This is a genomic window from Ignavibacteriota bacterium, assembly GCA_016713565.1.
Classification (GTDB): Bacteria; Bacteroidota; Ignavibacteria; order Ignavibacteriales; family Melioribacteraceae.
The window spans coordinates 501,029-523,875 of record JADJOX010000007.1 but is presented as its reverse complement, the minus strand read 5'-3'; the positions used below and the strand labels follow the sequence as shown (position 1 = coordinate 523,875).

17 protein-coding genes and 1 pseudogene are annotated in these 22,847 nt (G+C 31.1%); 5 read left to right on the top strand and 13 right to left on the bottom strand.

The features are described 5' to 3' along the window. The first annotated feature begins 2 nt into the window (after window positions 1–2). The gene (waaF, locus tag IPK06_09445) at window positions 3–1,064 is read left to right on the top strand and encodes a lipopolysaccharide heptosyltransferase II (GenBank protein MBK7980204.1); all 1,062 of its coding nucleotides are present in this window, start codon (window positions 3–5) and stop codon (window positions 1,062–1,064) included. A gap of 2 nt (window positions 1,065–1,066) precedes the next feature. Continuing rightward, on the top strand, window positions 1,067–2,107 hold the full coding sequence (locus IPK06_09440) for a CDP-glycerol glycerophosphotransferase family protein (protein MBK7980203.1): 1,041 nt from the start codon (window positions 1,067–1,069) through the stop codon (window positions 2,105–2,107). 3 nt (window positions 2,108–2,110) lie between these two features. On the opposite strand, the gene IPK06_09435 is transcribed toward IPK06_09440, so the two are convergent. Beyond that, window positions 2,111–3,112 carry a Stealth CR1 domain-containing protein gene (locus IPK06_09435; GenBank protein MBK7980202.1) on the bottom strand — a complete coding sequence of 334 codons (1,002 nt, stop codon included), beginning with the start codon at window positions 3,110–3,112 and terminating at the stop codon, window positions 2,111–2,113. A gap of 146 nt (window positions 3,113–3,258) precedes the next feature. Between IPK06_09435 and IPK06_09430 the strand changes: the two genes are divergently transcribed. The 3 genes from IPK06_09430 to IPK06_09420 are packed head-to-tail and all read left to right on the top strand — an operon-like array spanning window position 3,259 to window position 6,551. Further along, window positions 3,259–5,118 (top strand): ABC transporter ATP-binding protein, encoded by a 1,860-nt coding sequence (locus IPK06_09430; protein MBK7980201.1) that lies wholly within the window; start codon window positions 3,259–3,261, stop codon window positions 5,116–5,118. 39 nt (window positions 5,119–5,157) lie between these two features. Further along, a complete protein-coding gene (locus IPK06_09425) occupies window positions 5,158–6,042 on the top strand; it encodes an NAD(+)/NADH kinase (protein ID MBK7980200.1) in 885 nt (294 codons plus the stop codon). A 17-nt stretch (window positions 6,043–6,059) separates the two neighbouring features. Next, on the top strand, window positions 6,060–6,551 hold the full coding sequence (locus IPK06_09420) for a thioredoxin family protein (protein ID MBK7980199.1): 492 nt from the start codon (window positions 6,060–6,062) through the stop codon (window positions 6,549–6,551). 3 nt (window positions 6,552–6,554) lie between these two features. Here IPK06_09420 and recG read toward each other — a convergent pair whose 3' ends face one another. From recG to smc, 12 genes and pseudogenes are all read right to left on the bottom strand, one after another. Next, complete coding sequence (gene recG / locus IPK06_09415; protein ID MBK7980198.1) at window positions 6,555–8,735, bottom strand: ATP-dependent DNA helicase RecG; 2,181 nt, start codon at window positions 8,733–8,735, stop codon at window positions 6,555–6,557. Window positions 8,736–8,763: 28 nt separating this feature from the next. Then, on the bottom strand, window positions 8,764–9,762 hold the full coding sequence (locus IPK06_09410; GenBank protein MBK7980197.1) for an NAD(P)H-dependent glycerol-3-phosphate dehydrogenase: 999 nt from the start codon (window positions 9,760–9,762) through the stop codon (window positions 8,764–8,766). A 2-nt stretch (window positions 9,763–9,764) separates the two neighbouring features. Continuing rightward, window positions 9,765–10,433 (bottom strand): glycerol-3-phosphate 1-O-acyltransferase PlsY, encoded by a 669-nt coding sequence (plsY, locus tag IPK06_09405; protein MBK7980196.1) that lies wholly within the window; start codon window positions 10,431–10,433, stop codon window positions 9,765–9,767. A gap of 87 nt (window positions 10,434–10,520) precedes the next feature. After that, a complete protein-coding gene (ispD, locus tag IPK06_09400; protein MBK7980195.1) occupies window positions 10,521–11,198 on the bottom strand; it encodes a 2-C-methyl-D-erythritol 4-phosphate cytidylyltransferase in 678 nt (225 codons plus the stop codon). Then, the gene (queA, locus tag IPK06_09395) at window positions 11,198–12,235 is read right to left on the bottom strand and encodes a tRNA preQ1(34) S-adenosylmethionine ribosyltransferase-isomerase QueA (GenBank protein MBK7980194.1); all 1,038 of its coding nucleotides are present in this window, start codon (window positions 12,233–12,235) and stop codon (window positions 11,198–11,200) included. Before queA ends, ispD begins: the two co-directional genes overlap by 1 nt. A 110-nt stretch (window positions 12,236–12,345) precedes the next feature. After that, window positions 12,346–15,072 carry a pyruvate, phosphate dikinase gene (locus tag IPK06_09390; GenBank protein MBK7980193.1) on the bottom strand — a complete coding sequence of 909 codons (2,727 nt, stop codon included), beginning with the start codon at window positions 15,070–15,072 and terminating at the stop codon, window positions 12,346–12,348. Between the two features lie 32 nt (window positions 15,073–15,104). Then, a complete protein-coding gene (gene lpxK / locus IPK06_09385; protein ID MBK7980192.1) occupies window positions 15,105–16,151 on the bottom strand; it encodes a tetraacyldisaccharide 4'-kinase in 1,047 nt (348 codons plus the stop codon). Next, the gene (locus IPK06_09380; GenBank protein MBK7980191.1) at window positions 16,148–16,807 is read right to left on the bottom strand and encodes a lysophospholipid acyltransferase family protein; all 660 of its coding nucleotides are present in this window, start codon (window positions 16,805–16,807) and stop codon (window positions 16,148–16,150) included. Before IPK06_09380 ends, lpxK begins: the two co-directional genes overlap by 4 nt. Then, window positions 16,797–17,936, bottom strand: coding sequence for a lipid-A-disaccharide synthase (gene lpxB / locus IPK06_09375; protein MBK7980190.1), 1,140 nt, complete (start codon window positions 17,934–17,936; stop codon window positions 16,797–16,799). The genes IPK06_09380 and lpxB overlap by 11 nt, the downstream gene beginning before the upstream one ends. A gap of 1 nt (window position 17,937) precedes the next feature. After that, entirely contained in the window at window positions 17,938–18,522 is a 585-nt protein-coding gene (locus IPK06_09370; protein MBK7980189.1) for an isoprenylcysteine carboxylmethyltransferase family protein, read from the bottom strand. A gap of 2 nt (window positions 18,523–18,524) precedes the next feature. Further along, window positions 18,525–19,256, bottom strand: a complete 732-nt coding sequence (locus IPK06_09365; GenBank protein MBK7980188.1) for an MtnX-like HAD-IB family phosphatase — start codon at window positions 19,254–19,256, stop codon at window positions 18,525–18,527. Further along, window positions 19,256–22,842, bottom strand: a pseudogene (smc, locus tag IPK06_09360) (chromosome segregation protein SMC). Before smc ends, IPK06_09365 begins: the two are co-directional and overlap by 1 nt. Window positions 22,843–22,847: the final 5 nt, after the last annotated feature.

The window sequence follows — 22,847 nt, the reverse complement described above, 5'->3', positions numbered from 1 at the left end:
TAATGCCGAAATTATTACCAAGCGAAGAAGATAAAAAAAGTATAAAGCGAATTTTACTAATTCAAACCGCGTTTATTGGCGATGTAATTCTTATTACGCCATTGATTAAAGCCGCAAAAGAGCTGTTCCCAAATGCTCTACTTGATATAATTGCGATACCTCAAACAGCAAATATTTTAGAGAATAATCCAAATATAAATTCAATAATTATTTTCAATAAAAAGGAAAGTAAGTTAAAGTCGTTTTTACGGATATTAAAGAAAATATATTCCAATAAATATGACATCGCAATACTGCCGCATAGTTCGCTGACTTCTGTTCTTTTAGTTTATTTGGGTTTTGTTAAAATTAGAATTGGTTTTGATAGATGGATAGCGAGATGGTTTTTAACAAAACGAATTCCGCATTTGCAGAATGTATATAAAATTGAGAAAAATTTATTTTTGCTCTCGCCGTTTTCAGATGAAAAATTTTCAATTCAAACGGAATTATTTCCTTCAAATGAAATGAAGCAAAAAGCTGAAAATATTCTTTTGGATTTTAAAAAGTCTAATAATATTTCTCAAGAAGTCAAATTAGTCGCAATTGCTCCTGGTTCAAATTGGTTCACAAAAAGATGGCTTAAAGAACACTACAAAACATTAGCGGAAGAATTAACAAAATTAGGATTTGGAATAATATTCATAGGCAGCAAAGATGAAATTGATTTATGCGAAGAAGTTTCACCCGTAATAAATTCTATCAATCTTGCCGGAAAATTATCATTGTTGGAATCTGCCGCGGTTGTTGAAAAATGTGACGTTTTGATTTGCAATGACAGCGGAGCAATGCATATTGCAAATGCTGTTAAAACCGATGTGATAGTTTTTTTCGGTCCAACTGTAAAAAAGATTGGATATTTTCCATTTAGAGAAAATGACAAAGTTATGGAAATTGATTTAGATTGCCGTCCATGCAGCAGTCACGGATCAAATTCTTGTCCGTTAGGTCACCATAATTGTATGAAACTAATTGAGCCAAGCATTGTTTTGAATGAAATTAAATTAAAATTTACAGTAGAATAAATATGGTATTTTCATATTATCTGTATAAGTATCCGTATAAATTTATTTGGCATTTAAAAAAAATCTTTAAATTAGAAGAAATTATATTTTACTGCGCCGATCCGCTTGATTACGAAATGTTCCTTCCGATTCAAAAATATCTATTGAAAATTACCGTTATTGCAAAGAATAAAAAGACTAAAGATTATTTGAGAGAAAAAAAAATTGAATATAAAACAATGCCGGTTTTTCCAAAGGTGGTTATAATGGGAAGACATGAGCATTATAAATTTCCGGTTGAACAAATTGTGAAGATTGGATTCGATCATGGATTGTATCAATTTAAAAGATGGACATCATCAAAAAATTATAATGGGTTTAATACTTATTTTGTATCAAGCCAAGACCAAGTTAACAAAGCTAAAGCAAGAGGAATAAATTCAACAGTGGCTGTTGGTTATCCCAAATTAGATAACGCTTTTAATGGAGTATATGACAAAGAATATTTGGAATTAATAAAAAGAAAAGTAAAAATTGATCCAAATAAAAAAACTATTATTTTTACTTCCACTTGGAATGTTGACGGATTATCCCAAATTCATAAATGGATTGATAAAGTACATACGTTAACCGACAAATACAATATTTTATTAACCGCTCATACTTGGACTGCAAAAAATTATCTTACCAAATTAAAAGAAGTAAAAAATGCATTTTATTTGGAAGATTTTGATATAACTCCATATTTAATGATTGCGGATTATTTTGTCGGGGATTACAATTCACTCATGGGAGAATTTTGTGCTTTTAATAAACCGATTATTAGCTTCAAAGTTCCTTCTTCCGATAGAGCAATTCCTGAAGTTGTAGAACTAATAAAAAAGATAAGCGTTCAAATAGAAAATTTTGATGAAATTTATGATGCAATTAATTCCTATTTACAGAATCCAAATTTAAAAGCCGATGAGAGACAAAAGGCAAATCAAATTTTGTTTTATAAATTAGATGGGAAAGCCGGGGAAAGAGCTGCAAATATAATAATGAAATATTTGGAGAAAGTTTAAAACTTAAATTTCGTAAGGTGATTTCTTCGGAAAATAATCTTCAAAAAATAATTTTAATTTTGGCAAATTATCCGCAGGTGTTTCAGGAGTTTGGTTTATACAAAATGTAAATGGCTTTGCCGATTTAATTCTCATCAAGTGTTCCTCCGCGTCTTTTTCATGCATATTGATAAATCCAAATGTAAATTTTTTATAAATTTTATTCAATAAATTATAGAAACCTTTATTAGTATCAGTAGTCATTAAATACTTTGGCATACCGTTTTTACTTACAATAGAATAAAATTCAAATAAGTAAGTCAAAATTATATCGTCATTTGTTCTGAATTTATTTTTATTTGTTTCATTAACTTTTTCAGTTAATATATTTTCCAATTCAGTTAAATTCGATTTCGAGAATGGTTTTACGCTGTGTCTGATACTTCTGTAAGTAATTTTACCAAACTTCTCAAAAATTAATTTTCTGCAATTTACCATATTATATTGGTATGAATTTCTTTTTTCAATTGGTCTAAGGTTAATATCAATCAGTTTTTTATTCGGAACAGGAATAAGTTCGGAAACAAAAACACGAGGTTTTCCGGTGGATGAAAAAAAATCATTTACCTCAGTTATGTTTCCCAAAAACATATCATCATTGAAATATAAAAAATGTTCCGAAAGTTTTTTTATTTTATGAAGATGGTTTTCTATAACACATGAGTTGAAAGTAGGTAAAAATTCTTTGTCAATTATATCGGAATGATCAATAATATTTATCTTTGGATTATTTGTATTCAACCATTTAGGAATTTGGTTATCGGTTACAATAAAAATGTTATTTATCCACGGAGCATATTCATTTATTGATCTTAATGAATATTTTAATTCATCGTTGTCTGTAAAAAGTGCTTCGCTGATTGAACTATTTAAAATTTTCCCGGCTTTTTTCGCCTGAAAATTTCTTTTTTCCAGCCAATTTTTATCGGAACCATCAACCCAAGTAAAAACAATATCAATTTTCATTTATATTAGATTATTTATTTAATTGAACTTAACAATAATAAAAATTAATTTGATCTATTCATCACAGAAACATAATAATTATTCAATTTGATTACAGATTAAGCAATGACTATTTTTACATATTATTCATTAATTCTTAAATAAATTTGAACACATACAGGCGTATATTAACTTTTGTCCTTCCGTTTTGGAAACACCTTATTTTAGCCGTATTATTTACTTTTTTATATTCGTTGATGCACGGTGCTTCGGTATATTTGACAATCCCGTTGTTGGATACTTTATTTAACCAATCCGAAACAGTACCAAAAGTAAATTCAATAAATGAAAATATCAAAAATAGTTTCGTTCCTCAATTTATTACGGATTTCATCAATACAATTTCATTAGCATTTCATAATTTTATTTTCGACGGAGGAATAACTCAAATTCTTCTTAAAATTTGCTTACTTATTATTATAGCTTTTTTTGCCAAAGGAATATTTGATTATCTGCAGGATTATTTTTTGTCATATGTTCAGCAGGGAGCAATAAAAAGAATAAGAGATACTGCTTATAATCATTTGCATAAATTGCCGATGAGTTACTTCAAAAACGAAAGAACAGGCGATTTAATTTCAAGAATTACTAATGACGTAAACGTTGTTCAAAACAGCTTTTCAATTGTATTTCTAAGTTTATTCAGGGAACCAGTAACAATAATTGTTTTCATGGGAATCGCAATTTCCATTAGTTGGAAATTGTTTTTGGTTTCACTTGTAATACTTCCGGTTTCCGGCGCGATTATTGGCACAATTGGTATTAAATTACGAAGGCAGACAAAACAGTTGCAAAGAGAAATGGGAAATATAACCGCGATATTACAGGAGTCTATTTCCGGTGTTAAAATTGTAAAAGCGTTCGGAATGGAAGCTTATGAAAATAAAAAGTTTATGAACTTTACAAATAATTACTTTAAAACGGCAATAAAGAAAATACGAATCCAATCAATATCTTCACCCAGCACAGAATTTATTGCAGTATTGGTCGGAGTTGTTATCATCTATTACGGCGGAGTTTTGGTGCTAATCGATAAATCAATGAAGGCGAGTGAATTTTTAGGATTTTTGCTTGCTGTTTTTCAAATGATTCCTCCGATGAAAACTTTGGCAACTGTAAATAATCGAATTCAAGAAGCTATAGCAGCGGGCGATAGAATTTTTGAAGTTATTGATACCGAACCAAAAATCAAAAATATAAAAAACGCAAAAACCATTGGAAGTTTTACACAAGGTATAGAATTTAAGAATATGTACTTTAAATATGACGATTCGGATGAACTAATATTGGATAACATTTCGTTAAAAGTAAATAAAGGTGAAATAATTGCTTTGGTTGGCGGAAGCGGTGCGGGAAAAACTACATTTGTTGATTTAATTCCGAGATTTTATGATCCTACATCAGGTCAAATTTTAATTGATGGAATAGATACAAAAGAAGTTTCATTAGAAAGTCTGCGTAAATTAATGGGAATAGTTACACAGGAAACCGTATTATTTAACGAAACGGTTACAAGCAACATCGCGTATGGATTGGAAAATTTTCCATTTGAAAAGGTTGTGGAAGCGGCAAAAATTGCAAACGCGCATAATTTTATTTTGGAAATGCCGCATGGTTATGACACAATAATTGGCGAGCATGGAACAAAAATATCAGGAGGACAGCGGCAAAGATTATCAATCGCGCGTGCATTATTAAAAAATCCGCCGATAATGATTTTTGATGAAGCGACTTCGGCTTTGGATAATGAATCTGAAATGCTTGTGCAGGAAGCAATTGAAAGACTTATGGCCGATAGAACAACATTTGTTATTGCTCATAGATTAAGTACAATTAGAAACGCAAACAGAATTTTAGTTTTAGATAAAGGCAAAATAGTTCAGCAGGGAAATCATCAAGAATTGCTTAATGATGAAAAAGGTTTATATAGAAAACTGTATGAACTTCAGTTCAGGAATTTGGAATAAAATTTTGAAATGTAAAATTTATAAAAAAAAGACATTAAAATGATTGTTGGGATAACAACTAATTTTCAAAAAAAAGAAATCATTCCTTTTCTTAAAGAATTAATAAGAAAATTAATTTCAGCAGAAATCAGTTTCGTTGTTAGTGATTCCGTTCTTAAATCGGAAAATAATTCTGAAATTGATTGGAAAAACATAAAGTTAATCAAAGACGAAATCTTATCTCAAAATTGTGATGTTATTATTTCAATAGGCGGCGACGGTACTTTGCTTAATACGGCTTTTCATGCCAGATTAACTCAAACACCTTTGATTGGTGTTAATTTCGGCAAACTTGGATTTTTAGCCGAATACGATACTGATAGAATTGATGAAGTAATTACCAATCTAACAAAAGGTAATTTAATAATTGAAAAAAGAATTACGCTTCAGGGAAAATGTTTATCTGAAGAATCAGATACATTTTATGCCGTAAACGATATTGTAATTGATCGCGGTAAATATCCTAAAATGATTGAAATTACAATTGAGGTGGATAATGAATACGTAAGTACTTTTTCGGCGGACGGAATTATAATTTCTACTCCAACCGGTTCAACCGGATATTCACTTTCAACCGGTGGACCAATAGTTAATCCCAGAACTCAAGCAATTACATTAAGTCCAATTTCACCGCATACATTAACCATGCGCCCATTAGTAATTTCAAGTGATCAAAAAGTTGTAATTAAGGCATTTTCGCCGTATCAAAATGTGCAAGTTATTTGTGACGGTCAAAGAGTCAGCTACTTAAAAACTTCTGCGGTAATCGAAATAGTAAAAAGTGAATATGATTTAAATTTAGTTCACAATATTCATAAACGTTATTTTGAAATTCTTAGGAAAAAACTTTATTGGGGACTTGATATAAGAAACAATAACAATTAACAATTAAAATTTTATATATGAAAATCATTTTATTATTTTTTATTTCAGTTATTCTTTTTGGACAAGAATCAAAATTAATTGAAGATCCCAAAACAAATAATCCAATGCTGATCGGTATTACCTCCAGAGACGCATATCATGATCTGAATTTCAAAATTTGGTTTAACGAAGAATATGATAATTATAACGTTGATTCCTCAGCCGCTAAAGAACTAATGCCAAAAATTGTTGATAAAAAAATTACAATTGTTTTGGGTACATGGTGCAGTGACAGCAGAAGGGAAGTTCCAAGATTTTTAAAAGTATTGGATAACATTGGTTTTTGCGATGATAATTTGAAATTGATTAATGTAGATAGAACCAAAAATGGAATTGCGAACGAAACCGAAGATTTGGAAATTGAACTTGTTCCTACATTTATAATTTATGAAAATGATGAAGAAATTGGCAGAATTGTTGAAACTCCCGAAGAAACTTTAGAAATGGATTTATTAAACATTGTGGAATAATTTTTATCCTATTGCAGCATATCTCAAATTTTCCGAATAGTAATCTTTAAGCTTTTTCTTGATCATATAGTTGTGCGCATTATTTAAATTGTGGTCTTTTTCAATTATTGTAAATGCGTCATTTTTTGCGTTTATTAATATTTCCTGATCGGTTGTTAAATCGGCAAAAACCAGATTAGGAAAACCGCTTTGCATTTTACCAAAAATATCACCCGGTCCCCTTAATTTCAGATCGACTTCAGATAATTCAAACCCGCTGGAATATTTCACCATCGCGTTTAATCTTATTTTAGATTTGTGAAATTCTATTTGAGCTTTTGACAAATATTCAAAATTAAAATTGAAATTTCTTGTTTTAGCCGAAAGTTCATTTTTAGTAACCAAAATACAATAAGCTTGGATGTTGCTTCTGCCAACTCTTCCTCTTAGTTGGTGCAGTTGAGATAATCCAAATCTTTCCGCGTCGTTTATTATTATAATGTTCGCGTTTGGAATATCGATTCCTACTTCGATCACAGTTGTTGAAATTAGAACATCAAAATCTTTGTTTTTGAATCGGTGCATGGTTTCATCTTTTTCTTTCCAGTTCATTCTTCCGTGCATTAATCCTAATTTTAGATTTTGAAGATAAGTTGATTTTAATTTTTCATAATAAACTTCCGCCGCTTTCAAATCTATTTTTTCAGATTCTTCAACAAGCGGAAAAACAATAAATGATTGATATCCTTCTTTATTTTTATCAATAATAAATTTATAAATTTCAGGTAAACTTTCTTCTCCTCTTAAAACTGTTTTAATCGGGATTCTATTTTTAGGCATCTCACTTATTATTGATAAATCTAAATCACCGTATAATGTCATCGTTAATGTTCTTGGTATTGGAGTCGCGGTCATAATTAAAACATCCGGCGAAACACCTTTGCTTATTAGTTTGCCTCGATGAGCGACGCCAAATCTATGCTGTTCATCAATAATAATTAACCCAACATTTTTAAATTCTACATTTTCTTCAATTAGCGCGTGTGTCCCAATTATAATTTTACATTTTCCATTTTTAATTGATTCAAGAATATTTTGTCTTTCATTTTTTTTTGTGCTTCCGATTAGTAGTTCAACATCAACATTTAAATTTCTTAATAATTCACTAATGTTTATGAAATGCTGCTGCGCTAATATTTCTGTCGGTGCCATTATTATCGCTTGGTAATTATTGCTTACGGCAATAAGCATTGCAATAACAGCAACGATGGTCTTTCCGCTTCCAACGTCTCCCTGCAATAAACGGTTCATTGGTTTAGAACTTGTCATATCACTTTTAATTTCGCTTAAAACTTTAAGCTGATCTTTTGTCAGTTCAAAAGGAAGAGATGAATGAAAATTTTTTATTATATCAGAATGAAGTGAAAATTGTATGCCTTTAAAATTATTCACAAATTTATATTTTTTAAGCGCAACGAGTGATTCGATATAAAATAATTCTTCATATTTAAATCTGCTTTTAGCTTGTTCAAGCATTTCCATATTATCTGGGAAGTGAATATTTTGAACTGATTCTTTTAATGATAATAAATTGTTTTTAGAGATCAATTCTGCCGGAAGTGTTTCGGATATCATTTCCCTATATTCATCCAGCGCATGCTTAATTATTTTTCTTAGACCAATATCACCGATGTTTTTATTTTTTAATTCTTTGGGTATAGAGTAATATGGAATTATCTTACCGGTATTGATAAAATCGTTAGTTTCATCAATGCTGAACTTATCAAAATCTGGATGTGTGAATTGAAGATTGCCGTATTTAGTTAAAATTGGTTTGGAGGAAACGGCATAATATTCATCAACTTTAAAATATGTTTTAAAATATTTTATACCTTTAAACCAAACGCCTTCAAACAGACCGCTGTTATCTTTAAAAATTACTTTAAAAATTTGTTTCTTTCCGTAATTTATCATTTCAGTATCTAAAACTTTTCCAACAATCGTTACTTCGCCGTCAAAGCCGTTAATAACTAATTGTGAAACTTTAACCGCGCTGAAAATTTTTGATCTGTCTAAATATTTGGTTGGAAAATAAAATAAAATATTTTCAATTGTTTTAATACCAAGCTGATTAAAAGATTCAGTCCGCTTTGGTCCTACGCCGCTTAAAAATTGAATTGAATCTGATATTTGTTTGGTATGCATATCATTGGTAGGAAAGTTATAAAAAAAATTAATGTTCAGATTTCATGTCTCTTGCCATTAGTTCATAAGTCGCTTTTCTTGGATCTTTATCTAAAAAGAGCGCGCTGTAAACTGCGTCAACAATAGGAGTTGCCACGTCATGTTTTCTAGCCAATTCATAAGTAGATTGGCATGTAGCGACACCTTCGGCAACCATCTGCATTGAACTTAAGATAGATTTCAATTTTCTTCCGGCTCCAATTTGTTCGCCGACATATCTATTTCTGCTGTGTTTACTCATGCAAGTAACAATTAAATCGCCAACACCTGAAAGTCCGGCAAATGTTTCAGGTCTTGCGCCCATTTCAATTCCAATTCTTGAAATTTCAGCAATACCTCGCGTCATAATAGCGGCTTTGGTATTATCGCCGAATTTAGCGCCGTCAACCATTCCGGCTCCAATAGCTATAACATTTTTTAAAGCACCGCCGAGCTCAACTCCAATAATATCAGTGGAATGATAAACTCTGAAATATGATGTCATAAATGCGGCTTGTATTTGCTGCGCCGTTTCCAAATCGCTTGACGCGGATACAACCGCAGTTGGAATTTTCAACGCTACTTCTTCAGCATGACTCGGGCCTGAAAGAACACCAATATTTTTTGATTCAACTTTTGGAATTTCATCTTTAATAATTTGTGAAACTGTAAATAAAGATTTTTGTTCAATTCCTTTTGCGACACTTATAAATGTTGTATTGCCAAAATTAAAACTTTTTATATTCTTCAATACGTTTCTAATAAATTGAGAAGGAACAGCCAACACAATCATATGTTGATCATTGCAAGCATCACTAAGCGAATTTGTAATTTCAATTTCATGAGGAATTTTAATTTTGGGGAGATAAATTTTATTCTCACGAGATTTTTTTAATGTTTTATAATAACCTCTTTTATATTCCCACAGAGTAACATCGTGACCATTGGATTGAAGAATAATTGAAAGAGCCGTTCCCCAGCTGCCGGCTCCTAAAACAGAAATTCGCATTATTATTTATTCTTTTTTTTGAAGAGGGATATTTTATTTTCGTTACCGTTTAATAATCTTTCTACATTTGATCTATGTGTATATATAACGAGTAATGCCAACGCAATAACAAAAGGCAATATATTATGATAACTTGGAATATCAACGCCAAATATATTTTCTCTAATTATCATAATAAGAGGTACAGAAACTGCAGCAGATATGGATGCCAAAGAAATATATTTAGAAAAATATACAACAATAATGAAAACCCCTAAAGCCATAATCATATCTAAAGTTACGATAGAAACTAAAACACCTAATCCGGTAGCAATACCTTTACCGCCTTTAAATCCGGCAAAGATCGTCCAAATATGTCCAATTACTGCAGAAATACCTGCAATAATTTGTACTAAAGTAAAATCATCAAAAGGTGTATTATTAGGAAACGGGAAATCGCCTAAATAAAGTCTAGAAACAAAAATTACGGCGATTACGCCTTTAAGCGCGTCGAGAAGAATTGTTAAAATTCCATATTTTTTTCCAAGAACTCTGGATACATTTGTTCCTCCGGCATTTCCACTGCCGAAATTACGTATATCAACGCCTTTAATAAGTTTTGACAGAATAATGCTAGTCGGGATTGAACCTACTAAATAAGATAAAACAATTATAAACAGAAGATTTGGCATATTCTCCTCAAAATTTTATCCAAAATATTGAATTATCGAATTATTTTCAATGATAAAATTAACAGAAAAAATTAGCAGAATTGAAAATTATTTATTAAGCAATTTTTCCAAAATAATTAAATCACCGCTTTCAGTTATCTTAAAATTTGTAAAATCTCCGTTAACAATTTTTACTTTGTAACCGGCATTTTTAACTATCATAGATTCATCTGTTGCAATAAATTTATGTTTTAATGCAAATTCAAATGATTTAAGCAAAATATTATATCTGAAAATTTGCGGAGTTTGAGCATAAAAAATTTTTGATCTGTCTTCATATTTCTCCACAAATTCGTTACCTGAGATCAAAGTATCACGGGCTTTAATCGCAACAACAACACTATCGAATTTTTCGGCTTCTTTTAAAGATGCTTTTAATAAGTCTTGAGATAGTAAAGGTCTCGCGGCATCATGGACAAGAATCAGATCATTGTCATTGAATAGCTTTGCTTTTAAGCCGTTATAAACTGAATCTTGCCGTTCTTTCCCACCTTCAATGATCTTAGTAATTTTGTTAAGATTATATTTGTTTTTTAGTTTGTTGAGCAGATCAAAATAATTCGTATCAGCCGGAATAATTATTTCATCAATTTCATTTGAATTTTGAAATACGGAGATAGTGTGGACGATAAGCTCTTTCCCCAAAACCTTAACATATTGTTTTGGAATTGGGGAATTAAATCTTGAGCCGCTTCCGGCAGATGGAATTATTGCAATTTTGCTCATTATAAAATCAGCATCGCGTCACCGTAACTTAAGAATCTATATTTTTCCTTTAATGCTTTTTTGTAATTTTTCATTACTTCATCATAACCGCCAAAGGCAGCTGCCAGCATTAACAAAGTAGATTCAGGCTGGTGAAAATTGGTGATCAACTTTTTAGTTATTTTAAAATCATATGGCGGAAAAATAAATTTATCAGTCCATCCGAAATTAGGTTTAACAAAACCCTCAGCGGTTACGCTGCTTTCCAATGCTCGAGTTGCGCTTGTTCCAACTACAAAAATATTCTTCTTGGCTTTTAATGCTTCGTTTATTGTTTTAGCGGTTTCATCCGGAATATCAAAATATTCAGAATCCATTTTGTGTTTTGTTAAGTCTTCAACTTCAACCGGTCTAAAAGTTCCTAATCCAATATGGAGAGTAACAGGAACAATGCCCACGCCTTTTTTCTTAATTTTCTTTATCAATTCAGGTGTAAAGTGCAAGCCTGCGGTTGGCGCAGCAACAGAACCATCTGTTTCTGCAAATAAAGTTTGATAATCTTCTCTATCTGATTTTTCCGTTGGTCTTTTTATATAAGGCGGAAGGGGAGTTTGTCCGATTTTTTCAATTGCTTTAAAAATATCATCACCCTCATAATTTATTCTAACAGTTCTTCCGCGCGATGTTGTGTTATCAATAACTTCACACCATAATTTATCATTAAAATAAATTCTATTACCTATTCTAACTTTTCTTGCGGGATCAACAATAACATCCCATATTTTTTCTTCCTTGTTTAATTCGCGTAACACAAAAACTTCAATTTTTGCATTTGTTCTTTCTTTTTGACCGAATAGTCTTGCCTGCATTACTTTAGTGTTGTTAACGACTAATACGTCGCCCTTTTCCATATAATCGGCAACGTCTTTGAATTTTTTGTGGTCAACGTTAGTAGTTTCCCGTTTAAAAACCATTAGCTTTGCGTTATCTCTTGGTTTAACGGGAAATTTAGCAATTGAAGTTTTAGGTAAAGTATATTTGAAATCAGATAATTTCATTTATTCTCCTATTATCTTTTAATATGGCTCATTCTTAAATGCAATTTGAAGAATTTGCCAAGACAAAGAAAACCAAGTTTATAAAAATAAACTTGGTTTTATTATTTAGTTTATTTTCGTAATGCCGCTCTTGCCGCTGCAAGTCTTGCAATTGGAACTCTAAAAGGTGAACAGCTAACATAATTTAAACCTGTTCTATGGAAGAATTCTACAGATTCAGGTTCGCCGCCGTGTTCGCCGCAAATTCCAACTTTAAGAGATTTATTAACTTTTCTTCCTTTTTGTGTTCCTATTTGAACTAATTGACCAACACCGTTTTGATCTATACTTTCGAATGGATCGCGTGGTAAAATTTCTCTATCAACATAGAGAGGCAAGAACTTACCGGCGTCATCTCTAGATAAACCAAAAGTTGTTTGAGTTAAGTCGTTTGTTCCAAAGCTGAAGAACTGTGCAACTTTTGCAATTTCATCGGCAATCAACGCAGCTCTTGGAAGTTCGATCATTGTTCCGACTAAATACTCAACTTTTTTACCTTTTTCTTTGAATACATCAGCAGCTACTTTTCTTACAATTGCTTCCTGAAGTTTTAATTCTTCAAGAGTAGCAACCAACGGGATCATAATTTCAGGTTTAACTTTTATGCCTTTTTTAGCCACGTCAACTGCGGCTTCAAATATAGCGCGGGCCTGCATTTCCGTAATTTCAGGATAACTGATTCCCAAACGGCATCCTCTGAATCCAAGCATTGGGTTAAATTCCGCCAATGATTCCATTTTAGTTTTTAGTTTTTCTACTGTTACATTCAATGCATCCGCAACTTCTTTTTGTTCTTTTTCTGAATGAGGTAAAAATTCGTGCAGCGGAGGATCAAGAGTTCTTATTGTAACAGGTTTACCTTTCATAACTTCAAAAATTTCTGTAAAGTCTTTTCTTTGAAGAGGTAATAATTTTTCAAGAGCTTTCTTTCTTCCTGCTTCGGTTTCAGCAAGTATCATTTCTCTAACAGCAAGAATTCTATCGCCACCAAAGAACATGTGCTCGGTTCTGCACAATCCAATTCCTTCTGCGCCAAATGCAATTGCATTTGCCGATTGATCAGGTTGATCGGCATTGGTTCTAATTCCAAGTGTTCTTGCTGCATCAGCCCAGCTCATTAAATCTTTGTAAGTTTTAAAAACTTTTGAATCTTTTGGATCCAATTCTTTTGTAATTAATACTTGAACGACTTCTGATGGTTTCGTTTGAATTTCTCCTTGAATAACTTCACCAGTTGAACCATCGATAGAAATATATTCACCTTCTTTAACAACTAAATCAGAATTGGCAACTTTCAATGTTCCTTTTTTATAATCGATTTCCAAAGCTCCGCATCCGGCAACGCATACTTTACCCATTTGTCTGGCTACCAATGCGGCGTGTGAAGTCATTCCGCCTTTTGCCGTTAAAATACCTTCACTTGCATTCATTCCTTTTATATCTTCGGGTGAAGTTTCAATTCTAACAAGTATTACTTTATCGCCTTTTTTAGCCATCTCTTCCGCATCTTGAGCCGAGAAAGCAATTTTACCTGCAGCTGCGCCAGGACCCGCATTCAAACCTTTTGCCAATAATTTGCCTTGAGCAATTGCTTGTGTTTTTTGTTTTGTATCAAATATTGGTCGTAATAATTGATTTAATTGTTCAGGGTCAATTCTTAATAAAGCTTCATTTTTAGAAATTAATTTTTCTCTAACCATATCAACCGCAATTTGAACAGCGGCAAAACCGGTACGTTTTCCAACTCTTGCTTGAAGCATCCATAACTTACCTTGCTGAATTGTAAATTCAATATCCATCATATCTTTATAATGTTTTTCTAATTTCTTTCTAATATCATCTAATTGTTTATAAACTTTTGCATTGTCTTTTTTCAATTCTTCAATTTTGTGAGGAGTTCTAATTCCGGCAACAACATCTTCGCCCTGAGCATTAAATAAATATTCTCCATAAAATAAGTTTTCACCTGAAGCAGGATCTCGTGTGAAAGCAACACCGGTACCGGAGTCTTCACCCATGTTACCAAATACCATTGATTGAACATTAACTGCGGTTCCCCAACTTGCTGGAATGCTGTTTAATTTTCTGTAAACTATTGCTCTTTCGTTCATCCATGAACTGAATACAGCGCCAATAGCTCCCCATAATTGTTTCATAGGATCTGTTGGGAAATCATATCCAGTAATTTTTTTAATTTCAGCTTTAAATTCGGCAACTAATTCTTTTAATTGTTCAGCAGTTAGATCAGTGTCTTTAGTAATATTGTTATCTGTTTTCTTTTTATCTAGAATTACTTCAAATGGATCATGATCATGTTTGTCTTTTGGTTTTAATCCTAAAACAACATCGCCGTACATTTGAACGAATCTTCTGTAAGAATCATATGCGAATCTTGGATTATTTGTACGGGCAATTAAAGCTTCTACTGTAGTATCATTTAAGCCTAAGTTTAATATAGTATCCATCATTCCTGGCATTGATGCTCTAGCGCCGCTTCTTACAGATAATAATAATGGGTTAGTCTTATCACCGAATTTAGCGCCCATTTCTTTTTCTATTTTTGCTAAATTATCAAGAACTTGTTTTTCCAATTCTTTTGGATATTTTTTCTTATTGTCGTAATAATAAGTACATACTTCGGTTGTTATTGTGAAGCCGGCTGGAACCGGTAAGCCGATGTTAACCATTTCGGCAAGGTTAGCACCTTTTCCGCCAAGTAAAGCTTTCATTTCAGCTTTTCCATCAGCTTTTTTACCACCGAAGAAATAAACGAATTTTGAGTTTTGTTTCTTTGCCATTGTTTTTCCTCGAATCTATTATTGTAGAATAATTAGTTAAAAATTTGTTTATCTATAATTGTGAAAAAGTTTTCCTCATCTTCCATTAGCAACTCAATTTTGAGAAAATAAATATCAATATCATCTAACTCTTTGTTGAACTCCATTAACTTTACTGCATCTTTTTGAGTTGTTAAAACAGAGTACGAATTGGTTGAATAAAATTCTTTTCTTATCTGTTCAATTTCCTTTAAAGTATAATTTTTGTGATCAGTAAAGATCAATTTATTTTTAATATTTATGTTATTTTCTTCAAGAACTCTAAGAAATGAAAATGGTCTTGCAATACCGCATACAACAAGACTTTTTTGACCTTCAAATTCGGCAATTGAATATTTTTTATTATTCTTTACATCATATATGCCTTCAGCTTTATAGAAAGAGTAAAAGACATCTTTATTTAAAAAATAATTTTTCAATTTTGTCGGGATATTTATTTTAGGCGAAAATTTTCTGTTGATAATAACTATGTCGGCTCTATTTAACGAATCAAAAGGTTCTCTCATATTTCCAAGCGGAAGTATATTTTGCTCAATATCATTAACGTTGCTTAAAAATTTTTGATCAATTATAACAACGTCTAAATCTCTTTTAATCCATCTGTGCTGAAAAGCGTCATCAAGGATTATTGTTTTCAATTCAACGTCTTTAAGAAATTTTTGTGCACCTTCAACACGTTTTTCACTTACGGCAGTTGATACTTTACATTCATTTGAAATTAGCAGGATCTCATCGCCGGATTGACTTACATTTAACAGAGGCTCTCCATTTTTTGAAACCAAATGGTAGCCTTTGCTATTTCTTCCATAGCCGCGGCTTAATACGCCGACTTTATTATTTTTGCTCTTTAAATATTTTGTTAACATTATTACAAATGGAGTTTTTCCCGATCCGCCAACGGTTATATTACCAACTGAAACAACTTTGCAATCAACTTTTGTTTGTTTAAAAATGTTCCTATCAAATAGTTTATTTCTAATTTCAATAATGAATTTGTATAAAATTGTCAATGGAGAGAGCATTATGCGAATAAATTTCAAGCCGCGTTCTCCAAGTTATTTTCTAATTGTATTAATTCTGATTCAATAAATTTTATCATACTATCCGTTTCTTCATAGGATAATTCATTATCAACAAAATAAGGCTGTGAATATTTTATAGTTGATTTACTAAAGAACCAAGGTATTTCAAAATGATCCCAGCTCTTTAATTTTATTTTTTTATAATTATAAACACCAGCAAGAACAATTGGAATTCCCCTTTTTTTTGCAACTATAACCGCGCCCGCTTTCATTTTATAAATAGGACCTTTCGGACCATCGGGAGTAATAAGAATATTTTTTTTATTTTCAGCTTCCGCCAACAAATTTTCCAGAACTTCCTTTCCGCCTTTACTGCTTGATCCGCGCTGAACATTGTAATTCCATTTTTTCAATATATTTGTTAGAATACCGCCATCTTTGCTCGTGCTAACAATTGCGGAAGCATTTGAGTCCTTAAACATAAACCATGGTATTAACATTTTACCATGCCAAAACGCGAGAATAAAATTCCGGTTTTCATTTTTAAGATCTAATAAAACTTCCTTATTAGTCTCTACAATACTTAAAGAATGACAAAGAAGCCTGATCGCAAATTCGGCAAAATGATTTCCAATAAAATTCAAAGAACTTTTTCTAATACTTTTAAATTGCATTTAATTCCGAGTAAATTATTTCAGCTGCTTTTTTACTTGGATTGCCTTCCGTATGCAGATTGCGTTTAACCGAATTAAGTTCACTTTTTAAATTATTTAAATTTTCCGTGCTGCTTAAAATTTCTTTTATTTGATTAAATATGTTCTCAGAATTAACATCATTTTGAATTAATTCTTTAACGACCGTTTTACCGGCTACAATATTAACGAGTGCAATGTTATTGATTTTGATCAAACTCTTAACAATCAAGTATGTTAAAAAATTTGTTTTATACACTACAATAAAAGGAGTGCCAATTATTGCAGTTTCAAGCGTAGATGTACCGGATTTTACAATTGCAAAACTCGCATGTTTCAGTAAATTATAAGTATCATTTTTTATTAAAAAGAAATTTTCATTCGGCATAAATGAGCCGATAAAATTCTCATCAATATTATCAGCACAAGCAATGGCAATTTGTAAATTAAATTCTTGTGAAATTTTCTTTGCCCCTTGAAACAGATCTGTAAAGAACATTTCAATTTCCTGCTTTCTGCTTCCTGGCAGTATAACCAATAATTCTTTAGAAGGGTCAAAATTATATTTTCCAAACAGCGAATCTTTATCCAAAAAATTATAGTTTTCAATTTTGCTGATCAATGGATGTCCCACAAAATCCGAATGAATTTCAAATTCGTCATACATTTTTTTTTCAAAAGGAAACAAAACTATCATTCGGGTGATCAACTTTTTAATTTTTTTTATTCTGCCTTTTCCCCATGCCCAGATTTGAGGAGAAATATAATATATGTTTTTAACACCAAGTGCTTTAAAACTTTTTGCTATGCTCAAGTTGAAACCGGGATAGTCAATAAGAACCGCGGTTTTTATATTTTCTGATTTTAAATGTTCAATAAGATCTGACTTTACTTTTTTAATAAACGGTAAATGCTTAATTACTTCCACAAAACCCAAGAATGACATTTCCTTAATATGATGTAGTTTTTTCAGTCCGCTATTTATCATTTTATCGCCGCCTATTCCGGAAATTTCTAATGTCGGATCAATTTTTAAGAGTTCATCAATTAAAGATGAACCATGCAAATCTCCTGATGCTTCACCAGCGATAATCATAATTTTTTTATTCACATTAACTAAAAATAAATGTCAAAATAATTATTAAAGATATAACAATAATTGCCTGCAGAGTTCTTCTTTCTGATTTCAAACCGGCATGCATTTTTAATGGCTGATTTTTAGAATCATCGGATTTATAAGCTGAAATACTGGGAAATAATTTTGGAACTGCAGCTTTATAATCTTCATATTTTTTGCCAAAAGTTTTTAACAGAAATTCTTCCTCTTCCGCGATTATTAAATGGTATTGAAAAACAAAAAAAAGCAATGCGATAATTTGAAGGTAGGGAAATAAAGCCATGGACATAACTCCGAATCCCAGATAAATTAGTATATTGCCTAAATAAAGTGGATTTCTTAAATGCGCAAAAGCTCCGCTTACAATTAACTGATTTGCTCCAACTCCAGATGTAGTTCTTGTCGCGCTTCCAGCGTAAACAACTCCCCAGTATCTGAAAAATTCGCCGGTTAATACTATCATCAATCCAATAATTATGCTTGCCAAATTTGCGTTTTGAAATATGATCATTAATATTACAAATGGTATCGGTGTATAGCTTCGATTCTTAAAAAGAAATTTCCCTAATTTTTTATTCATTGTTACCCTTGCATATACGCATCTCGTCGTTTGAGTGATGCTTGATGTCTTTTTTTAATTTTTCTTTTTGCTGATAATTGTTCGACTATTTTTTTTACATCTGAAAAATTGTTGAACGGATAATACGGTATGCGATTTTTTTCACAATATTTCAACAATGATCTTTTCGCAAAAATATAATCGCAGTACTGAGCCGCACAAGTATCAGAATATCCGTCGCCGATATAAATATTTATTTCATCATCGCGTGACGAATTCAAAATATGATTTCTTTTACAGTTTGCGCAATTGCTGCATTCTTCATCTCCGAAAGGAAATGATGGAACCAGCTGTTTATCCTTTTCAACTTTCAAAGTATTTGAAAAAATCTTTAAATCATCAAATTTATTTTTTGACGCAATTTTATTTATATAATAATCTAAACCATCGCTCAAAATTGTGACCGCAAAATTGTTTGATTTACAATATTCAATAAATTCCAAAAAGTATGGATCCAGTTCAACTTCATCAATAAATTTATCAAAATCATTTTCATTAAAATCAGAAACAGTTTTACAAAGTTCTATCCAAACAGTTCTGGAACTTGTTTTTCCATCAACCCATTCATCAATAACATTTTTACATTTTTCCGGATCACCGAATTTTACAAACATTTGTTCTCCAACGTCTATGTTTGTAATTGTGCCGTCAAAATCAATATATATATTAAATTTATTTCTTACATCAAATTGCATTAAGCCGATACACTTATTTCTTGGTTAAATTGAACTCCAACTAATTTTGAAATTCCTTCTTCTTGAATTGTAACTCCGTACATATTTTCCGCGGCTTCCATTGTTCTTTTGTTATGCGTAACAATAATAAACTGAGTATTATCGCTGAAATCTTTCAGCAATTTTGTAAATCGATCAATGTTTGCATCATCAAGTGGAGCGTCAACTTCATCCATTATACAAAACGGACTTGGTTTAACTAAATAGATCGCAAATAATAATGCTGTAGCGGTAAGTGTTTTTTCTCCTCCGGATAAAAGTTCTATTCCGGTTGGACGTTTACCTTTAGGTTTTGCGATAATTTCTATTTTTGCTTCTAAAGGATCGACACCTTCTTCAAGAATTAAATCAGCTTCATCTCCTGGATTAAAAACTGACTGAAATATTTTTATGAAATTATCTTTAATTACCGAAAATGTTTCCATAAAAACTTTTTCCGCGCTTTCATTAATTTCCTTGATAGTATTTATCAAATCTTTTTCGGAATTAACAAGATCGGTTCTTTGCTGTTCTAAAAATTTAAGTCTTTCGTTTTCTTCTTCATACTCTGAATAAGCTAAAAGATTTATTGGACCCAGGTTTTTCAATTTTTCTTTGAATGAATGAACTTCCGCAGAAATTGAGTTGAAGTTATAAGTTTCAATATCCTCAAATTCTTTTCTTTCAAGCTGAACGGCATATTCATCTTTAATATGATTTACAAGATTTTCAAGTCTTATAGAAATTTCATTTTCCTTTACTTGAATATGATGAATTCTATCCGAAATATTTTGTCTTTCATTTCTAACGGAGTTCAAATTGTGTTCAAGTTCACTAGAAATATTTTTCTTTGAAATAAGTTCCTGTTCAATTTTTACCAATGCTTCGGAGTTTGTAATTTTATCAGAATTAATTTCATCGTGCTCAAGTTGAGAATCTTCTATTGCTGATTCAATAGAAGTAATTTCATTTTTCGAATTTTCAATTTCTTTATGAAGTTTTTCAATTGTTTTGGAAAGTGATTCGCTGGTTTCACGGGCTTTGTTAAGTAGGTTATTTAAATTTTTATTTTCGCCTTTTAATCTTTCAAGCTCAATACGCAACGAATTGTATTCGCTTTGGAATTTTGAAAAATCATCTTCTTCCGTATTTAGAATTCCTTCAAAATCATTCAGCTCATTTCGAAAATTTTCTATTTCATTTTTCTTAACTTCAAATAACGATATAAAATTTGTCAATTCGGTTTCGGTTGAATTTAATTCGGAAACGTTTTCCTGGATATCATTTTGAATATTTTCAATATCGTTGGCAGCTTTACTCTTTTCGTATTCCAATTGAGAAATTTGCTTTTCAATATTGTTAATTTCGTTTATGAGAATTTTTCCTTGATCCGAAATAACTTTCAAATTTATTTTTGAAGCGCTTTCTTCTTTTCCATCTATGATGTTTCTTAAAGAAAGCAGACTATTTTCTAACTTCGGATATTCATTTTTAAGCTCTTCAAGTAATTTTCTTCTACCGAAAAGTGAATCTTCCAAATTATCCGCCGAACCGGCTTCTACAATACCATTATTAGTAATGTAATCGCCATCCAAAGTAATAAAATTAAAATCGGGATAAATTTTTATTAAGTTGAATGCGCTTTCCAATGATTTTACAATTGCGGTTTTCTCTAAGCTTTTGCTGAAGAATTCTTTCCATTTTGGTTCAACTTCAATAAGGTTATCTGTCCAGCTTATAAAATCATCGGTCTTTTCAATCTTTTTTATTTTTCTGGAAATTGAATAACTGTTGATTTTTTTTAACAGCCCTTTTTCCGAAGTATTTTCTTTCAATAAAAAGTAAGCTTTTCCCAACGGATTTTTTTTTAGATAATTAATTGTCGATTTCAATTCATCAAAATTTACAATAATAATATTATTTAAAACATTTTTCAAAATTGTTTCAACAACAGATCTATATTCTTCTTTGGGAAGCCCAACATCCGCAAGGATGAATTTATCTTTGTCGTCCAGCCTTCGCTTTCAATTAAAGCTTTTGAACCTTTAGAAACGCCTTCTAAATTATTTATTAAATTTTGAAAGAACTCAATTTTATTCTTAACATTATTTATCTTACTTTTCTCGTCAAATTCTTTAATGCGCAATTCAGAAATTTCTTTTTCTAAATTTTCTTTTTCTTGAAGATTTTTTGAATAAACATGTTCAGATTCTTTTAATTTTAATTCAACTTGCGCTTTTTCATTTTCTAAATCCTCAAGATAACCAACGCTTTTAGCAACATTGGAAGTAATGTTTTGAATGTTATTATTCAGCTTCAACAAAGTCTGATTGTGCTGTTCAACCGATTTTGTATTGTTTGAAATTTTATTTTCGAGAGAAGTAATTTCTTTTTGCGAATTGTTAAATTCATCAAACTTTGATTTATAGATTTCTTTATTCTTCAGTAATTCTGTTCTTTTTGAATCGAGCAGAATTTTATTATCGGCAACAAGTTTTTCTTTATCGTTTAGGTCAATTGTAATCTTATCTATTTTCTGCGTATAATTTATTATATTTTCGTCTGCGTCTTCTTTTTCAATTATATAATCTTCTATATTTCTTTCAAATCTTTCGATATTATTATTTAGCGATTTTGTTCTTTCTTGAGAAACGGAAATATTTTTATTAAGTGTAAATAATTTTTCAGTGAGTTGAGAAATAAAATTTGATTTTTCGCGATAGGAACTTTCAACTGAACTTATTTGCTGGCGAAGTTCAATCAATTTTCCTTCAATCTCTCTTCGCTGATTATCAATTTCTTCTTTTTGGTTTTGAAGTACTGTAGATTCATTTCTAAAATTTTCAAGCTGACTTGTAAATAAAAAATATTCTCTTTCGGACAAACCAAGTTCTAATTCTTTTAATTCTGTCTGCAGCTGATTATATCTATCAGCTTTTTTTGCCTGTCGTTCTAATGACTTAACATTTTTATCAACTTCAGAAACAATATCATTTACTCTAGTTAAATCTTTTTTTACTTCATCAAGTTTATTAAGCGAAAGTCTTCTTCTTAACTTATATTTATTTACGCCAGCGGCTTCTTCAAACATTCTTCTACGTTCTTCAGCTTTGTTGCTTAATATTGTTTCAATCATTTTTAATTCAATAACCGAATAGGCGTTTGTTCCCATTCCGGTATCCATAAAAAGATTTGTAATATCTTTTAATCGGCAAATATTTTTATTAAGCAAATATTCACTTTCGCCTGAACGAAATATTCTGCGTGTAATAGTAACTTCGGAAAAATCTGTCGGCAAAATTCCTTTATCATTCATAATTGTTAATGAAACTTCAGCCATACCCATTGGTTTTTTGGTCCTCGTTCCATTAAAAATTACATTTTCCATTTTATCACTTCTTAAAGTACTGCTTTTTTGTTCTCCCAAACACCATCTAATGGCATCAACAATATTTGTTTTGCCGCAGCCGTTTGGACCGACAATTCCGGTAATACCTCTTGTAAAATCAACTACTGTTTTATTAGCAAATGATTTGAAACCGAATATTTCAACTTTGGATAGATGCAAATAAT